This window comes from Amycolatopsis sp., assembly GCF_035276945.1.
Lineage (GTDB): Bacteria > Actinomycetota > Actinomycetes > Mycobacteriales > Pseudonocardiaceae > Amycolatopsis_E.
Map to the genome: position 1 here is coordinate 19790 of NZ_DATELF010000099.1, position 15043 is coordinate 34832.

Genomic DNA, 15043 nt, shown 5'->3' on the forward strand with positions numbered 1-15043 from the left:
TGTTTTCACACGAAGTCCCGTTCGGTCCACGGCTGGCGCAGCGAGCGCAGCACGTGCGCGGTGTCCAGCGCGGCCAGCGTCGCCTCCCGGCCTTTGTCCTCTTTGGACCCCGGCAGCCCGGACCGGTCCAGCGCCTGCTGCTCGGTGTCGCAGGTGAGCACGCCGTTGCCGACCGGGGTGCCTTCGTCCAGCGCGACCCGGGTGAGCCCGGCGGTCACGGAGTCGCACACGTACTCGAAATGCGGGGTGCCCCCGCGGATCACCACGCCGAGCGCGACGACCGCGTCGTGGTCGCGGGCCAGCGACTGCGCCACGACCGGCAGTTCCACCGCCCCCGCGACCCGCACGACCGTCGGCTCCTCGGACAGCTTCGCCTCCTTCGCCGCCGAGAGCGCCGAGGCCAGCAAGGCGTCGGTGATCTTCGCGTGCCAGCGGGTGGCGACGATCGCGAGCTTGAGGTTCTCGCACTGGCTGAGGTCGAGCTCGACGTCGGGACGTCCTTCGCCGCTCATTGAGCACCATCCCCCGTGGTCTGCACATTGGCGCCGACCTGGTCGAAGTCCTCGAGCTGCGACAGGTCGTGCCCCATCCGGTCCCGTTTCGTGCGCAGGTAGCGCAGGTTCTCCGGGTTGGGCGAGATCGGCAACGGCACCCGACCGGTCACCCGCAGGCCGTAGCCCTCCAGACCGACCCGCTTGGCCGGGTTGTTGGTGAGCAGCCGCATCGACCTGACGCCGAGGTCGCACAGGATCTGCGCGCCGGTGCCGTAGTCACGGGCATCGGCGGGCACACCCAGCGCGAGATTGGCGTCCACCGTGTCCGCCCCGTCGTCCTGCAGCTGGTAGGCCTGCAGCTTGTGGAGCAGCCCTATGCCACGCCCTTCGTGCCCGCGGATGTAGAGCACGATTCCCCGCCCCTCGGTGGCCACGGTCTCCAGCGCCGCCTGCAACTGCGGGCCGCAGTCGCAGCGCAGGGACCCGAAGACGTCACCGGTGAGGCATTCCGAGTGCGCCCGGACCAGGATGTCCTCGCCGTCGCCGATGTCTCCGTAGACGAAGGCGATGTGCTCGATCCCGTCGAGCAGACTGTCGTAACCGATGGCCCGGAAAATGCCGGCCTCCAGCGGGATCCGCGCCTCGGCGACCCGCTCGACCTGCTTCTCGGTGCGCCGCCGGTAGGCGATCAGGTCGGCGATGGTGATCATCTGCAGGTCGTGGTCCGCGGCGAAGACCTCGAGTTCGTCGCGGCGGGCCATGTCCCCCTCGTCCTTCTGCGAGACGATTTCGCAGAGCACCCCGGCGGGCTGCAGCCCGGCGAGCCTGGCCAGGTCGACGGCCGCCTCGGTGTGCCCGGGCCGGCGCAGCACGCCACCCTCCTTGGCGCGCAGCGGCACCACGTGACCGGGCCTGCGGAAGTCGTCGGCCCCGGCCTTCGGGTTGGCGAGCAACCGGATGGTGTGCGCGCGGTCGGCGGCGGAGATCCCGGTGCTGACCCCGTGCGAGGCGTCCACGGTCACCGTGTACGCGGTGCCCCGGACGTCCTGGTTGGTGTGGTACATCGGCGGCAGGTCGAGCCGGTCACAGTCCGGCTCGGTGAGCGGGACGCAGATGTAGCCCGACGTGTAGCGGACCATGAAGGCGACCAGCTCGGGTGTCGCCTTCTCGGCCGCGAAGATCAGGTCGCCCTCGTTCTCCCGGTCCTCGTCGTCGACCACGATCACCGGCCGCCCCGCGGCGATGTCGGCGATCGCGCGCTCGATCCCGGCCATGTCCAGCGGCACCCCGGCACCACACGGTGTCCCTGTCGTCACGCGTCCTCCCGTGCCCTGCGGGACACCCGGTGGGACCGCATGATCGGGCTCATGCGCCCTCCTCGGTGGTGCCCCGTCGCCCATTGTCCTCCGAAAGGCCGGCCAGATGCGGGGAGACCAACTTCTCGACGTACTTCGCGATCACGTCGACTTCGAGGTTGACCAGGTCGCCCGCCCGCACACGGCCCAACGTCGTCAACTCCAGTGTGGTCGGGATCAAGGCCACCGTGAACTCGTCGTTGGTCACACTCGTCACCGTCAGGGAGATCCCGTCGACCGCGATCGACCCCTTCTCGACCACGTACCGGGCCAGCTCCCGCGGCAGGGCGAACCTGGTCAGGCCGACGGCGTCGCGGGACAGGAACACGCCGGTGCCGTCGACGTGGCCCTGCATGATGTGCCCGCCGAGCCGCGCGCCGACCGCGGTGGCGCGTTCCAGGTTCACCCGGTCACCGGCGGCGATCTTGGCCAGCCGGGAACGCCGCAGCGTCTCGTGGACCACGTCCACGGTGAACTCGTCGCCGGACACCTCGACGACCGTGAGGCAGACCCCGCTGACCGCGATGGAGTCGCCGTGCCGGGCGTCGGAGCTGACGAGGGGGCCGCGCACGGTGAACCGCGCCGCGTCGGGCAACTGGGTCACGCCGGTGATCTCACCGAGCTCCTCGACGATACCGGTGAACATTCCCGTCGCCTCCTGTTTCGCGTTGTGGTGAGCGAGGCCGCTCACGAGTCGTTCCGGCCCCTGGCCGCCGACGCGGCCCGCTCGCGCAGCGCCTCGACCGCCTTGCCCGGATCGCCGGCTCCGTACACGGCGGACCCGGCGACGAAACAGTCGACACCCGCTTCGGCGGCCTGCTCGATGGTGTCGGCGTTGATCCCGCCGTCGATCTCCACGAGCAGCTTCAGGTGCCCGGTGTCCACCAGCCTGCGCGCGGTGCGGACCTTGTCGAGCACGTCGGGGATGAACGCCTGGCCGCCGAACCCGGGCTCGACCGACATCACCAGCAGCGTGTCGTAGTGCTTGAGGGTGTCGAGGTGGTCTTCCAGCGGCGTGCCGGGCTTGACCGACAAGCCGGCCTTCGCGCCGGCCGCGCGAAGGTTCTTGGCGAGCATGACCGGATCGTGGGCCGCCTCGACGTGCACGGTGACGTTGTGGGCACCGGCCTCCGCGTAGCCGATCGCCCAGCGGTCCGGGTCCTCGATCATCAGGTGGCAGTCCAGCGGCACGTCGGTCGTCTCGAGCAGGGACCGCACGACCGGGAGCCCGATGGTCAGGTTGGGCACGAAGTGGGCGTCCATCACGTCCACGTGCACCCAGTCGGCCCCGCGCGCGGCACGGATCTCTTCCCCCAGACGGGCGAAGTCGGCGGACAGGATGCTGGGCGCGATGAGCGGTCGATGGGCCACGACTACGCATCGTAGGTGAGCACTGGGGGCGGCCCTGGAGTCAGGTCTGGGATCGGGCCGGCGCCCGGCGGCGGCTCACGGCCGGGTGCTTCCGGGCAGGGCGTTTAGGACCAGCCGCCACGCCCCGTCCAGGCGCTCCGTGCGAACCCCGGCCGAGTGCAGCGCGTCCAGGTGGCCTCGCCACGCCGGATGGCCCGCCCTGGGGTCCCGCACGCTGTACCCGACCACGATCGTCACCGCCGGGTCGCCGAGCGCGTCACCGAGGACGGTGAGCGCCTGGTTGTCGGCGATGCCGAGGGCGAGTTTGGCCACCGAGTTGGCCGTGGCGGGCGCGAACAGGAACACCGTGGGATCGGGATGCGGCCGGGGTTGGGTGGGCAACCGGGAAGTGCTGCGCACCTCGAGGTCGGTCAGGTCCTGCAGCTTGGCGATCTCGCCCGCGGCGTCCAGCCAGCGGGCCGCGGTCGGGGTCAGGGTGATGGCCAGGCGCCAGCCCCGCTCGGCGGCCGGTTCGGCGATCTCCGTGCGGAACCGGGCGTCCAGGCCGCCGCACGAGCTCGCGACCAGCCCCAGTACCCGGCTCATGGTTTGCGCAGCAGGGCGCAGAACATCGCGTCCGTGCCGTGCCGGTGCGGCCAGAGCTGTACGTAGGGGCCGTCACCGAGCTGCGGCACGCCCGGGAAGAACTCGCGGGTGTCCAGCATCTCCGCCTTCGCCCGCCGCGCGGCCTGGCCGACGACGCCCTCGGTCTCGGCCAGATGCGGCGAGCACACCACGTACGCCACGATTCCGCCGGGACGGGCGAGCTCGAGTGCCGAGGCCAGCAGCTCGCCCTGGAGCTTCGTCAGCTCCGCGACGTCGGACGGCTGCCGCCGCCAGCGCGCCTCCGGTCTCCTGCGCAGCGCACCGAGCCCAGTGCACGGCGCGTCCACCAGCACGCGGTCGAAGCCCGGCTCGAGACCGGGTTCGCGCCCGTCGGCGACGTGCACGGCGACCGGCAGTCCTTCGGTTGCCTGTTCGACCAGACGAGCCCGGTGAGGCGCCTGCTCCACCGCGTCCAGGGCGGCGCCGGAGGTCGCCGCGAGCGCGCCGAGCAGCGCCGCCTTGCCACCAGGGCCGGCGCACAGGTCGAGCCAGCGCTCGTCCGGCCCGTCGAGCGGAACGCGGGTCAGCGCCACCGCACAGAGCTGGCTGCCCTCGTCCTGCACCGCCGCCAGCCGCTCACGGATCGGCTCCGAGTCGCCGGGGTCGCCCGCACCCGGGGGCAGATGCACGCCGTAGGGCGAATAGGGCGCGACCTCGCCGCCGGTGATCGCGGCCAGTTCGTCGGCGCTGATCTCGCCGGGCCGCGCGGCGAGATGCACCGCGGGCCGGGCGTCGTCGGCCTGCAGCGCCGCTTCGAGGTCCGCGCCCTTGTCGCCCAAGGCTTCCGCGAACGCGCGCGCCACCCAGCGCGGGTGTGCGGCGCGGAGCGCGAGGTGCCCGATCGGGTCGGCATCGCGATCCGGCGCGAGCTGCCGGAGCCAGCCCTCTTCGTCCTTTTCGGACACTTTCCGCAGCACCGCGTTGACGAAACCGGCGGCGGGCGAACCGGTGTCGGCACGGGCCAAATCGACCGTGGCGGCCACCGCGGCGTGCTCCGGGATGCGCGTGCGCAGCAACTGGTAGGCACCCAGCCGGAGGCAGTCCAGCAGCACACCGTCTACTTTGGACAACGGGCGGTCGAGGCAGGCGGTGAGCACTTCGTCGAGCAACCCCTGGGCGCGGGCCGCGCCGTAGGTCAGTTCGGTGGCCAGTGCGGCATCCCGGCCGGTCACCCCGCGCCGGCGGAGCATCTCCGGCAGCATCAGGTTCGCGTAGGCGTCACGCTCACGGACCGCGCGAAGCACGTCGAGCGCGACCCGCCGGGCCGGATCCTCCGCCGGCGGGCGACGTGGCCCCTGCTTGCGGGGCGCCGGCCTGCCCCGGCTCGGCCGCGACGGCCTGCGTTCACTCATCGCAGCCACTCCCCTCGCTCGATCCGCGCGCCGCGGGCCCAGTCGGTGGCGGCCATCCGTTTCTTGCCCTGGGCCTGCACCTCACCGAGCCGGACGGGCCGGCCGGCGGTGCCGACGAGCACACGCCTGCGTTCGATCTTCAACTCGCCCGGAGCCAGGTCCACGGTGTCGTCGGTGTCGTCGGTGTCGTCGGTGTCGTTGGTGTCGTTCACGATCGATACCGGGCCCAGCTTCAGCCGCTCGCCACGGAACTCCGCCCACGCGCCCGGCTCCGGGGTGACCGACCGTACCAGCCGGTCCACCGCCACCTCCGGACCGGCGAAGGAGACCTTGGCGTCCTCCACGGTGACCTTCGGCGCGTAGCTGACCCCGTCCGCGGGCTGTGGGACGGCCCGAAGCGAACCGTCCTCGATTCCGTCCATTGTGGACACCAGCAGGCGGGCGCCCGATCTGGACAGCCGGTCCAGCAGCTCGCCCGCGGTGTCCGTGGGCCCGATCTTCTCGGTCACCACGCCGTACACCGGCCCGGCGTCCAGCTCGTGCACGATCTGGAAGGTCGACGCCCCGGTGATCTCGTCGCCCGCGCGGACGGCGGCCTGCACCGGCGCCGCGCCACGCCAGGCCGGCAGCAGCGAGAAATGCAGGTTGACCCAGCCGTGGACGGGGATGTCCAGCGCCCGCTGAGGCAGCAGCGCACCGTAGGCCACCACCGGGCAGGCGTCCGGCGCCAGCTCCCGCAACCGGCCGAGGAATCCGGGGTCGCCGACCCTCGCGGGGGTGAGCACCTCGATCCCGTGCTCGTCGGCGAGCGCGCCGACCGGGGACCGCACCAGCTTCCGGCCGCGCCCGGCCGGGGCGTCCGGGCGGGTGACCACGGCGACAACCTCATGCCGCGCCGAGGAGAGCAGGGCGGACAGGGCGGGCACGGCGGGTTCCGGGGTGCCGGCGAACACGAGGCGCATCACGGCACCTCGGCGAGGACAGGCTGGGCGAACATCGCAGCCCAGTCTAGAGACCGATCACGGAGCGCCTCCCTACGGCAGCACCATGGCCGATCCCCCGCCGCGCCGCACCGGCTCCGCCGCGGCGAGCCAGCGGCCGTCCGCCAGCCGCTCGACCCCGGTGGTGGCGCCGATCTCCGCGGGCGAACCGGAGAACAGCTGGCCGCGGGCCACCAGGTCGGCGGTCGCCGGCTGGTCGAGGAACGCCTGCTCGACCTGCGCCGGGCCGGAGTTGCGCTGCGACGCCCGGGGCGCCGCGATCGCGTCCACCAGCCGCAGTCCGCGATCCAGCCGCCCGAGCAGCACCTCCAGCACCGTGGTGATGATCGACGGGCCGCCGGGAGATCCCACGGCCAGCAACGGCGCCCCGTGCCGGAGCACGATCGTCGGAGCCATCGACGACCGCGGCCGCTTGCCGGGTCCGGGCAGATTCGGGTCCGGCACGCCCGGGGTGGCCGGGGTGAACGAGAAGTCGGTCAGCTCGTTGTTGAGCAGGAATCCGCGGCCGGGCACCACCATGCCGCTGCCGCCCTCCTGCTCGATGGTCAGCGTGTAGGCGACGACGTTGCCCCAGAGCGGTCGGCGACGGTCAGGTGCGTGGTGTTCTCGCCCTCGTAGGGCGTCGGCGCGGCCGCCGCGGTGGCGGCGCACGGCCGCGGAGCGCGCGGGTCGCCCGGGGCGACGGTGCCGGTCGCGGCGTGGGCGGGATCGATGAGGCAGGCCCGGGTGTTCGCGAACCGCTGGCTGAGCAGCTCCCTTGCCGGGACGTCGGCGAACGCGGGGTCGCCGATCCAGCGGTTCCGGTCGGCGAAGGCGAGCCGGGTGGATTCGAGGAAGTAGTGCAGGTAGTCGGCCTGGCTCAGCTTCGCGACATCGAAGTTCTCCAGGATGTTCAACACCTCGGCGACGGTGAGCCCGCCGGACGACGGCGCTGGCATCCCGTAGACGTCGAGGCCCTGGTAACGCGTGTGGGTCGGCTCGCGCTCGATGGTCCGGTAGGCCGCGATGTCCGCCGCGGTCAGCTTCCCGGGCCGCACGATCAGCCCGGAGGCGGGGTCGACGGGCGGCTGCTGGACCGTCCGCGCGATCTCGGCGGCGAGTTGCCCGCGGTAGAACGCCTGCGTGCCTTGGCGGGCCAACGTTTCGTAGGTGGCGGCGAGATCGGGATTCGTGAACGTGCTGCCGACGGCGGGTGGAGCGCCGCCCGGCAAGTACAGCTGCCGTGTGCCGGGGAACGCCGAGAAACGCTTTTCGTTGTCGGCGACCTGCGTGGAGAACGTCTGGTCGACCACGAAGCCTCTCCGCGCGAGCTGCGCCGCGGGCTGGAGCAGCCGGGCCAGCGACCGGGTGCCCCAGTCGCGGAGGGCGGTCGCCCAGGTGGCGGGCGTGCCCGGAACCCCGACGGACAGGCCGCTGGTCACCGCGTCGGCGAACGGGAGCGGTTTGCCGTTTTCCAGGAAGAGGTTCTCGTCGGCCGAAGACGGCGCCGTTTCGCGGCCGTCGATCGTGTGCACCTGATGCGTGCGGGCGTCGTAGTAGACCAGGAAGCCCCCGCCGCCGATGCCCGCCGAAAACGGGTCGGTGACGCCGAGGGCCGCCGCGGTGGCGACCGCCGCGTCGACGGCGTTGCCGCCCTGCCGCAGCACGTCGATCCCGATCGCGCTGGCGTCGGCGTCGATGCTCGACACCGCACCGAGATAGCCGACCGCGACCGGTTGTTTCGGCGATGGTTCGGCGGCTTGGGCGACGGTCGCCGGAGCGACCAGCGCCGCGCTGACAAGAAGGGCCAGGGCAGGAAAACGTCGCACTCGCCGCAGTCTGCCTGCCGTTGACGGGTCCTTCAACCGCCAGCCGCACTACACCGCATTACACGGTCGCGAGTTCCCCTGAAAAGCCCTGTAAGACCCTGTAAGACGACGCACTCAGATGAGTTCGAGCGGGTCGAGCTGGATCCGGACCGGATTGACCTCCTTACGGGCGGCGCGGCCGGCCTGGGCGGCGGCGAGGGACGCGGCGAGGACGCGGCCCTCCGTGCGGGAAACGCGGATCAGGGCGCGCTCCCGTTCGGTGCGACCGTCCGCGTCCGGCTCGCCGAGTGGCACCGGGCCCAGCACCTCGCCCGACGCGGGCAGCGAAACCTCGTCCAGGAACGCGGCCACCGCATCCGGGCTTCCTTCCACGCTCGCCATCCGCACCGCGGGCGGGAACCCCAGCTCACGCCGTTCGGACAGCTCACGCTCGGCGTGCCAGGCCGGGTCCCAGCGGACGAGCGCCTGCACCGGGGCCAGCGCGGCCTCGGCGCCGACGACGACCCGGCCGCCCGCCGACGCCGGACGCACCAGTGCCGCCGCGGCCATCCACCGGCGCAGCGTCTCCTCCGCGGCCCGAAGGTCCTGACGACCGAGCAACGCCCAGCCGTCCAACAGCAGCGCGGCCCCGTAGCCGCCTTCGGCGACGGGCTCGGCACCCGGCGTGCAGACCACCAGCGCGGGTTTGCCGGGCACGGTGGCCAGCACCTCCGGTGCCCCCGATGTTCGCACGGCCGTGCCCGGGAAGGCCCGGCCCAGTTCCTCCGCGGTGCGCTTCGAACCGACGACCATCGCCCGCAACCGGGTGAATCCGCAGGCCGGGCACCGGAACGACGCATCGGGCACCCCGCACCAGCGGCAGCTCGGCGGCCGGGTGGCGTCGCCCGGCAGGGCGAGCGGTCCCGCGCAGCGGCGGCAGTGCGCGGGGGCGCGGCAGCGCGCGCACGCCAGAGCCGGCACATACCCGCGCCGCGGTACCTGCACCAGGACCGGCATACCGGCGCCCAAGGCCTGCCGCGCCGCCTCGAAAGCCACGGCGGGCAGGCGCGCCGCCCGCGCGGCCTCGTCCCGCGCCACGTCGAAGTCCTCCCCGACCGGTGTCACCCGCGGGGCCGCTTTGCGCAGCTCGTCTCGCGAAGCGACGACGGGATGCGCCCACCCCGACTCGACCAGCGACTGCGCCTCCGCCGTGCGCGCGAACCCGGCGACCACCAGGGATGCGCGGTCCGCGTGCGCACGCAGCGTGAGCACGTCGCGCACCTGGGGGTAGGGCATGTGGGGATCGGCGTGCAGGTCGTCGCCGTCGTCCCAGACCACGAACAGCCCCGGATCGGCGACCGGCGCGAACATCGCCGCGCGCGTACCGACCACGACGGGCACGCTGCCGCGGGAGACCGCCAGCCAGCGCCGGTACCGTTCCGCGGGGCCGAGGTCGGCGAACAGCGCGACCACGCCATCCTCCCCCACCAGCCGCGCGCAGGCGGCGTGTAGCCGGACCAGGTCCCGCTGGTCGGGCACGACCAGCAGCGCGCCACGACCACCCGCCACCACCACCGCGGCCGCCTCCGCGAGCCGGGACGGCCAGTCCTCCCCCGGCAGCGCCTGCCACGCGGCGTGCGCCTGCCTGCTGTCCCGCAGCGCGTCGAGAAAGGCCGGACCGCGCTGGTAGCGCGCCCAGCCACTCGGGTCCGGCTGAGCCGGGACCAGGGGGGTCCGGGGGCTTGCCCCCGGACGGGGTCCGGGGGTCGCACCCCCAGAAGGCAGATCGGCCTGGGGGCCCGCCCGGGTTGCGTCCCCGGACGACACCGCGGGCCCGCTGCGGGCCTCCCTCTCGGCCTTGGCGTGGCGGGGCGGGATCGCCAGGCGCAGCACGTCGATCATGGTCCCGCCGTACCGGTCCGCGACGGCACGGGCGAGCACGGCGAGACGGCCGCTCAGCACGGGCTCGCTGGAGGTGACCCGCTCGAGAAAGGCGAGCCGTCCGGTGTGCTCGCTGGTTTCCGCGCGTTCGGTGACGAAACCGTCCACCAGTTGCCCGGCGAAGCGCACCCGCACCCGGCAGCCGGGCACCACCGCCTCGTCCAGCCGGTCGGGAACCTGGTAGTCGAAGGTGCGGTCCAGGTGGGCCAGCGGAACGTCGACCACGACCCGCGCGACGGGGTTCCGGTCGGCGGGTCGCTGCTGGCCCTTACGCGTGGCGGGCTTCCCCGAGGCGCGTTTCGCCTCGGGCAGGTCCCACAGGGGGGTCGTCTCGGGCCCGCTCACACCCGTTCTCTACCAGCCCACCCCGGCAACCCGGGCTACGCGGCGGCGCGCAGGGCGTCCGCGCGGTCGGTGGACTCCCAGGGCAGGTTCAGCTCGGGGCGGCCGAAGTGGCCGTAGGCCGAGGTCTGCGCGTAGATCGGGCGCAGCAGGTCGAGGTCCCGGATGATCGCCGCCGGCCGCAGGTCGAACACCTCCGAGATGGCGCGCTGGATCTTGGCCGGATCCACCGTCTCGGTCCCGAAGGTCTCCACGAACAGCCCGACCGGCGACGCCTTCCCGATCGCGTAGGCGACCTGCACCTCGACCCGTGTCGCCAGCCCCGCCGCGACCACGTTCTTGGCCACCCAGCGCATCGCGTACGCGGCCGACCGGTCCACCTTCGACGGGTCCTTGCCGGAGAAGGCGCCACCGCCGTGCCGCGCCATGCCGCCATAGGTGTCCACGATGATCTTGCGGCCGGTCAGGCCCGCGTCGCCCATCGGACCGCCGATCACGAAGCGGCCCGTCGGGTTCACCAGCAGCCGGACCTCCGCCGAGTCCAGGTCGATCGCCGCCAGCTCGGGCTTGACCACCTGCTCACGCACATCCACGCCCAGCATCGTGTCCAGGTCGATGCCCTCGGCATGCTGGGTGGAGACCACCACGGTGTCCAGCCGCACCGGCCTGTCGCCGTCGTACGCGATGGTCACCTGAGTCTTGCCGTCCGGGCGCAGGTACGGCAGCACGCCGTCCTTACGGACCCGCGTCAACCGCTGCGAGAGCCGGTGCGCCAGCGCGATCGGCAACGGCATCAACTCGGGCGTGTCCGAGCAGGCGTAACCGAACATCAGGCCCTGGTCGCCGGCGCCCTGCCGGTCGATCTCGTCCGGGTTTTCTCCCGGCGTTCCTCCCACTCGTGACTCGTACGCCGTGTCCACGCCCTGCGCGATGTCCGGCGACTGCGCCCCGATGGCCACGTTGACCCCGCACGAGTTGCCGTCGAAGCCCTTGGCCGACGAGTCGTACCCGATCTCGAGGATCTTCTCCCGCACGGTCGTCGGGATATCGGCGTAGGCCTCGGTGGTCACCTCGCCCGCGACGTGCACCTGCCCGGTGGTGATCATCGTCTCGACCGCGACCCGCGAGCGGGGGTCCTTGGCCAGCAACGCGTCCAGGATCGAATCGCTGATCGCATCGCAGATCTTGTCCGGATGCCCCTCGGTCACCGACTCCGAAGTGAACAACCTGTGGGTCGACTCGGTCACGGTGCTCGTTCCTTCCCATCTCCGACCACGTCGGGCGATCTTCAGCCTACTGAGCCAACCTAAGGGCGCGCTCGACGCGAGACCAGTCCGGCCACCGCATCCCACACCGCCGTCGCGAGTTGCGACTTCGAGCCGAGTGGGATAGGGCGTTCGGTGCCGTCCGAGGCCAGCAGCCAGCCCGCGTTCTCCTCCACCTCGAAGGCGCGGCCGTCGCCGACCGCGTTGACCACCAGCAGGTCACAGCCCTTGCGGGCGAGCTTCGCCCGACCGTGGTCGAGCACCGAACCGCGCTCGTCCCCGGTCTCCGCGGCGAACCCGACGACGAGCTGGCCGGTGGTCCGCTTCCGCACCAGTTCGGCGAGGATGTCCGCGTTGCGGGTCAGGGTGATCGCCGAATCGGGCTGACCCTCGGACTTCTTGATCTTGTATCCGGCCCGCGTCGCCGGGCGGAAGTCCGCCACGGCCGCGGCCATCACCACGACGTCGCAGCCGGGGGCCGCCTCGTGCACGGCCACACGCAGTTCCTCTGCCGTGGACGCGTGCCGCAGCTCGACCCCGGCAGGCTCCGGCAGCGCGGCGGTGTGCGCGGCGATCAGGACGACCTCGGCGCCCCGCTGCGCGGCCACGCGGGCCAGTGCGTAGCCCTGCTTGCCGGACGATCGGTTGCCCAGGTAGCGCACGGGGTCCAGCGGTTCCCGGGTGCCGCCCGCGGTGACCAGCACCCGCACGCCCTCCAGGTCGCGGGGCAGCGAGGCGGGCTCGGCGAGCAGCAACCGGGCCAGTTCGACGATCTCGGCCGGGTCGGCGAGCCGGCCCTTACCGGTGTCCGCGCCGGTCAGGCGCCCCGACGCGGGTTCGGCGACGACGAGCCCGCGCGAGCGCAGCAGCGCGACGTTGTCGCGGGTCGCCGGGTGCTCCCACATCTCGGTGTGCATCGCCGGGAAGAACGCGACCGGGCACCGGGCGGTGAGCAGGGTGCCGGTCAGCAGGTCGTCGGCGCGGCCGTGGGCGGCGCGGGCCAGCAGGTCGGCGGTGGCGGGCACGACCAGCACCAGATCGGCTTCCTTGCCGACGCGCACATGCCGCACCTCGGGCACCTCGGTGAACACGCCGGTGTGCACCGGATGCCCGGACAGTGCCTCGAAGGTGGCCGCGCCGACGAAGTTCAGCGCGGCCTCGGTGGGCACCACGCGGACGTCGTGACCGGTCTCGGTCAGCCCGCGAAGCACCTCGCAAGCCTTGTAGGCGGCGATCCCGCCGCCTACACCCAGCACGACCCTGGGCTTACTCACCGGCTTGTCCGCGACTCCACGCGCCTGCGCGATCGCGTCGACTGGGCGCTGCCACCGCCCGTCGTCACTCGCCTTCGGTGTGCTCGAGCAGGCCGGCGTGGATCTCGCGTAGCGCGATCGACAGCGGCTTCTCGCGCGAGCCCGGCTCGACCAGCGGGCCGACGTACTCCAGCAGACCCTCACCGAGCTGGGCGTAGTAGTCGTTGATCTGACGGGCGCGCTTGGCCGCGTAGATCACCAGCGCGTACTTGGAACTGACCTTGCTCAGCAGGTCGTCGATCGGCGGGTTGGTGATGCCTTCCAGTTCCTCGCCGTGGATACCCAGCGCCGCACTCACTCGCGTTGCTCCCGAATCACTAGAAGTCTTGGTCCATCAAGTCTAACAACCGCTCGGCGGCTTCCCGCACGTCGGCGTTCACCACCCGCGCGTCGAACTCGCCGGCAGCCGCCAGCTCGCGCTCCGCCTCGGCCAGCCTTGCCCGGACCGCCGCCTCGTGCTCGGTGCCGCGGCCCGTGAGCCGGCCCACCAGTTCGTCCCAGGACGGCGGCATCAGCATCACCAGGCGCGCGTCGGGCATCGCCGCGCGGACCTGGCGCGCCCCCTGCAGCTCGATCTCCAGCACCGCGGGCCTGCCCTCGGCCAGCGCCCGTTCGACCGGCTCCCGCGGCGTGCCGTAGCAGTTGCCCGCGAACTCGGCGTGTTCGAGCAGTTCACCGGCCTCGACCAGCTTGTCGAAGGTCGCCCGGTCCACGAAGTGGTAGTGCTCCCCGTCGACCTCGCCGAGCCGCGGGGAACGGGTGGTCACCGAAACGCTGAAGAAGATCTCCGGCTTCAGCCGCCGCAACGCGGAGACCACGCTGGATTTGCCGACCCCGGAGGGACCCGAGACGACGGTGAGCCGACGCCGGAACGCTGTCCGTTCCGGCCCCGGCTCACCTGCCACTGCCATCGTTACGTCGTTCACTCGCCGCTGAACTCGGCCAGCAGCGCCTTCCGCTGCCGGTCACCAAGGCCGCGCAGCCGCCGGCTTGGCGCGATCTCCAGGCGCTCCATCGTCTGCTGAGCGCGCACCTTGCCGACGCCGGGAAGAGCCTCGAGCAGGGCGGAGACCTTCATCTTACCGAGGACCTCGTCCTCGTCGGCCTGCTTCAGCACGTCGGTCAGGGTGGTTCCGCCCCGCTTGAGGCGTTCCTTGAGCTCAGCACGGGCACGGCGGGCGGCAGCGGCCTTCTCCAGCGCCGCCTTGCGCTGTTCCTCGGTCAGCTGGGGAAGTGCCACGTTTTCCTCCGTAGTACTCAAAATTCTGGGTGGGTGACGCGACGGTACCCACCCCTGGCCACCGGCCACAATGCGGGGGTGGCCGGTCCGTTCCGATTGCGGGGCCTGATATTAGCCCTCATCCGGCCAGCGACGCGGCGACTCGGCGCACTTCGTCGCGCAGCGCCGCGGGGTCCGGACCATGCCGCAACAAGCCGCGGGATGACGCCGGGAGCACGCCGCGCAGCTCCCTGCCGAACAGCCGGTGCAGCTCCGCCACACCCGCGCCCTGGGCACCGAAACCGGGCGCCAGGATCGGCCCGCCGAGTGCGCCGAGGTCGAGTTCGCCGGGGGCCACGGTCGCGCCGACGACGACCCCGACGTCGCCGAGCGGACCAGCACCCGCGTTACGCTCCGCGACGCTGTCCACAATGGATTGGGCAACGGTCTTTCCGTTGTCCAGCAAGGCATTCTGCAGCTGGGCAGCCTCGGGATTGGAGGTTCGGGCAAGCACGAACAACCCCTTCCCGCCGGCCTCGAGAGCGGGTGCCAGCGAGCCGAATCCGAGGTAGGGCGAGACGGTGATCGCGTCGGCGTCCAGGGTGCTCGTGCCCCCGAGATAGGCGGCCGCGTAGGCGGCCATGGTGGAGCCGATGTCACCGCGCTTGACGTCCAGCAGGACGAGCGCGCCGGCCGAGCGGGCGTGGTCGATCACCCGCTCCAGAACCGCGATTCCGGACGCTCCGTAAGCCTCGAAAAATGCCGACTGCGGCTTGACCACGGCTACCTCGGGCGCGAGCACATCCACCGCTTTCAACACGAAATTTTCCATTCCGTGCACATTTCGCGACAGATCCCAGGCATCCAGCAGGCCCGGATGCGGGTCGATTCCGGCACACAGCGGGCCTCGCGCCGCCAGGGCCTTGGCCAGCCTTGCGCCGAACGGGTCAGTCCTCAT

General features: G+C 72.2%; 14 protein-coding genes and 1 pseudogene. All 15 read right to left on the reverse strand.

The window, feature by feature from the left end; all coding sequences use genetic code 11:
• Positions 1 to 5 precede the first annotated feature (5 nt).
• A complete protein-coding gene (gene ribH / locus VJT49_RS16940; protein WP_324165792.1) occupies positions 6 to 512 on the reverse strand; it encodes a 6,7-dimethyl-8-ribityllumazine synthase in 507 nt (168 codons plus the stop codon).
• Positions 509 to 1768 carry a bifunctional 3,4-dihydroxy-2-butanone-4-phosphate synthase/GTP cyclohydrolase II gene (locus VJT49_RS16945; protein WP_324165856.1) on the reverse strand — a complete coding sequence of 420 codons (1260 nt, stop codon included), beginning with the start codon at positions 1766 to 1768 and terminating at the stop codon, positions 509 to 511. Before VJT49_RS16945 ends, ribH begins: the two co-directional genes overlap by 4 nt.
• A gap of 91 nt (positions 1769 to 1859) precedes the next feature.
• Positions 1860 to 2495 (reverse strand): riboflavin synthase, encoded by a 636-nt coding sequence (locus VJT49_RS16950; protein ID WP_324165857.1) that lies wholly within the window; start codon positions 2493 to 2495, stop codon positions 1860 to 1862.
• A gap of 41 nt (positions 2496 to 2536) precedes the next feature.
• Positions 2537 to 3220, reverse strand: coding sequence for a ribulose-phosphate 3-epimerase (gene rpe / locus VJT49_RS16955; protein ID WP_324165793.1), 684 nt, complete (start codon positions 3218 to 3220; stop codon positions 2537 to 2539).
• A 75-nt stretch (positions 3221 to 3295) separates the two neighbouring features.
• Positions 3296 to 3805, reverse strand: a complete 510-nt coding sequence (locus tag VJT49_RS16960) for a flavoprotein (protein ID WP_324165794.1) — start codon at positions 3803 to 3805, stop codon at positions 3296 to 3298.
• Complete coding sequence (locus tag VJT49_RS16965) at positions 3802 to 5217, reverse strand: RsmB/NOP family class I SAM-dependent RNA methyltransferase (protein WP_324165795.1); 1416 nt, start codon at positions 5215 to 5217, stop codon at positions 3802 to 3804. The genes VJT49_RS16960 and VJT49_RS16965 overlap by 4 nt, the downstream gene beginning before the upstream one ends.
• Positions 5214 to 6179, reverse strand: coding sequence for a methionyl-tRNA formyltransferase (gene fmt / locus VJT49_RS16970; RefSeq protein WP_324165796.1), 966 nt, complete (start codon positions 6177 to 6179; stop codon positions 5214 to 5216). Before fmt ends, VJT49_RS16965 begins: the two co-directional genes overlap by 4 nt.
• Before the next feature lie 72 nt (positions 6180 to 6251).
• A pseudogene (gene ggt / locus VJT49_RS16975) lies at positions 6252 to 8008 on the reverse strand (gamma-glutamyltransferase).
• Between the two features lie 132 nt (positions 8009 to 8140).
• Positions 8141 to 10291 carry a primosomal protein N' gene (locus VJT49_RS16980; protein ID WP_324165797.1) on the reverse strand — a complete coding sequence of 717 codons (2151 nt, stop codon included), beginning with the start codon at positions 10289 to 10291 and terminating at the stop codon, positions 8141 to 8143.
• A gap of 35 nt (positions 10292 to 10326) precedes the next feature.
• Positions 10327 to 11535, reverse strand: a complete 1209-nt coding sequence (gene metK, locus VJT49_RS16985; RefSeq protein WP_324165798.1) for a methionine adenosyltransferase — start codon at positions 11533 to 11535, stop codon at positions 10327 to 10329.
• Between the two features lie 59 nt (positions 11536 to 11594).
• Positions 11595 to 12827 carry a bifunctional phosphopantothenoylcysteine decarboxylase/phosphopantothenate--cysteine ligase CoaBC gene (gene coaBC, locus VJT49_RS16990; RefSeq protein ID WP_324165799.1) on the reverse strand — a complete coding sequence of 411 codons (1233 nt, stop codon included), beginning with the start codon at positions 12825 to 12827 and terminating at the stop codon, positions 11595 to 11597.
• A gap of 64 nt (positions 12828 to 12891) precedes the next feature.
• On the reverse strand, positions 12892 to 13164 hold the full coding sequence (gene rpoZ / locus VJT49_RS16995) for a DNA-directed RNA polymerase subunit omega (protein ID WP_324165800.1): 273 nt from the start codon (positions 13162 to 13164) through the stop codon (positions 12892 to 12894).
• A gap of 19 nt (positions 13165 to 13183) precedes the next feature.
• On the reverse strand, positions 13184 to 13777 hold the full coding sequence (gene gmk / locus VJT49_RS17000) for a guanylate kinase (RefSeq protein ID WP_324165801.1): 594 nt from the start codon (positions 13775 to 13777) through the stop codon (positions 13184 to 13186).
• 11 nt (positions 13778 to 13788) lie between these two features.
• Complete coding sequence (gene mihF / locus VJT49_RS17005) at positions 13789 to 14106, reverse strand: integration host factor, actinobacterial type (protein ID WP_017983071.1); 318 nt, start codon at positions 14104 to 14106, stop codon at positions 13789 to 13791.
• Positions 14107 to 14224: 118 nt separating this feature from the next.
• On the reverse strand, positions 14225 to 15043 hold the full coding sequence (gene pyrF / locus VJT49_RS17010; RefSeq protein WP_324165802.1) for an orotidine-5'-phosphate decarboxylase: 819 nt from the start codon (positions 15041 to 15043) through the stop codon (positions 14225 to 14227).

Bases quoted from the DNA above. Each gene is read 5' to 3' on its own strand.
- ribH (WP_324165792.1), bottom strand. From the start codon at position 512: ATGAGCGGCGAAGGACGTCCCGACGTCGAGCTCGACCTCAGCCAGTGC.
- VJT49_RS16945 (WP_324165856.1), bottom strand. From the start codon at position 1,768: ATGGCCGGGATCGAGCGCGCGATCGCCGACATCGCCGCGGGGCGGCCG.
- VJT49_RS16950 (WP_324165857.1), bottom strand. From the start codon at position 2,495: ATGTTCACCGGTATCGTCGAGGAGCTCGGTGAGATCACCGGCGTGACC.
- VJT49_RS16960 (WP_324165794.1), bottom strand. From the start codon at position 3,805: ATGAGCCGGGTACTGGGGCTGGTCGCGAGCTCGTGCGGCGGCCTGGAC.
- VJT49_RS16965 (WP_324165795.1), bottom strand. From the start codon at position 5,217: ATGAGTGAACGCAGGCCGTCGCGGCCGAGCCGGGGCAGGCCGGCGCCC.
- fmt (WP_324165796.1), bottom strand. From the start codon at position 6,179: ATGCGCCTCGTGTTCGCCGGCACCCCGGAACCCGCCGTGCCCGCCCTG.
- gmk (WP_324165801.1), bottom strand. From the start codon at position 13,777: ATGGCAGTGGCAGGTGAGCCGGGGCCGGAACGGACAGCGTTCCGGCGT.
- pyrF (WP_324165802.1), bottom strand. From the start codon at position 15,043: ATGAGGACTGACCCGTTCGGCGCAAGGCTGGCCAAGGCCCTGGCGGCG.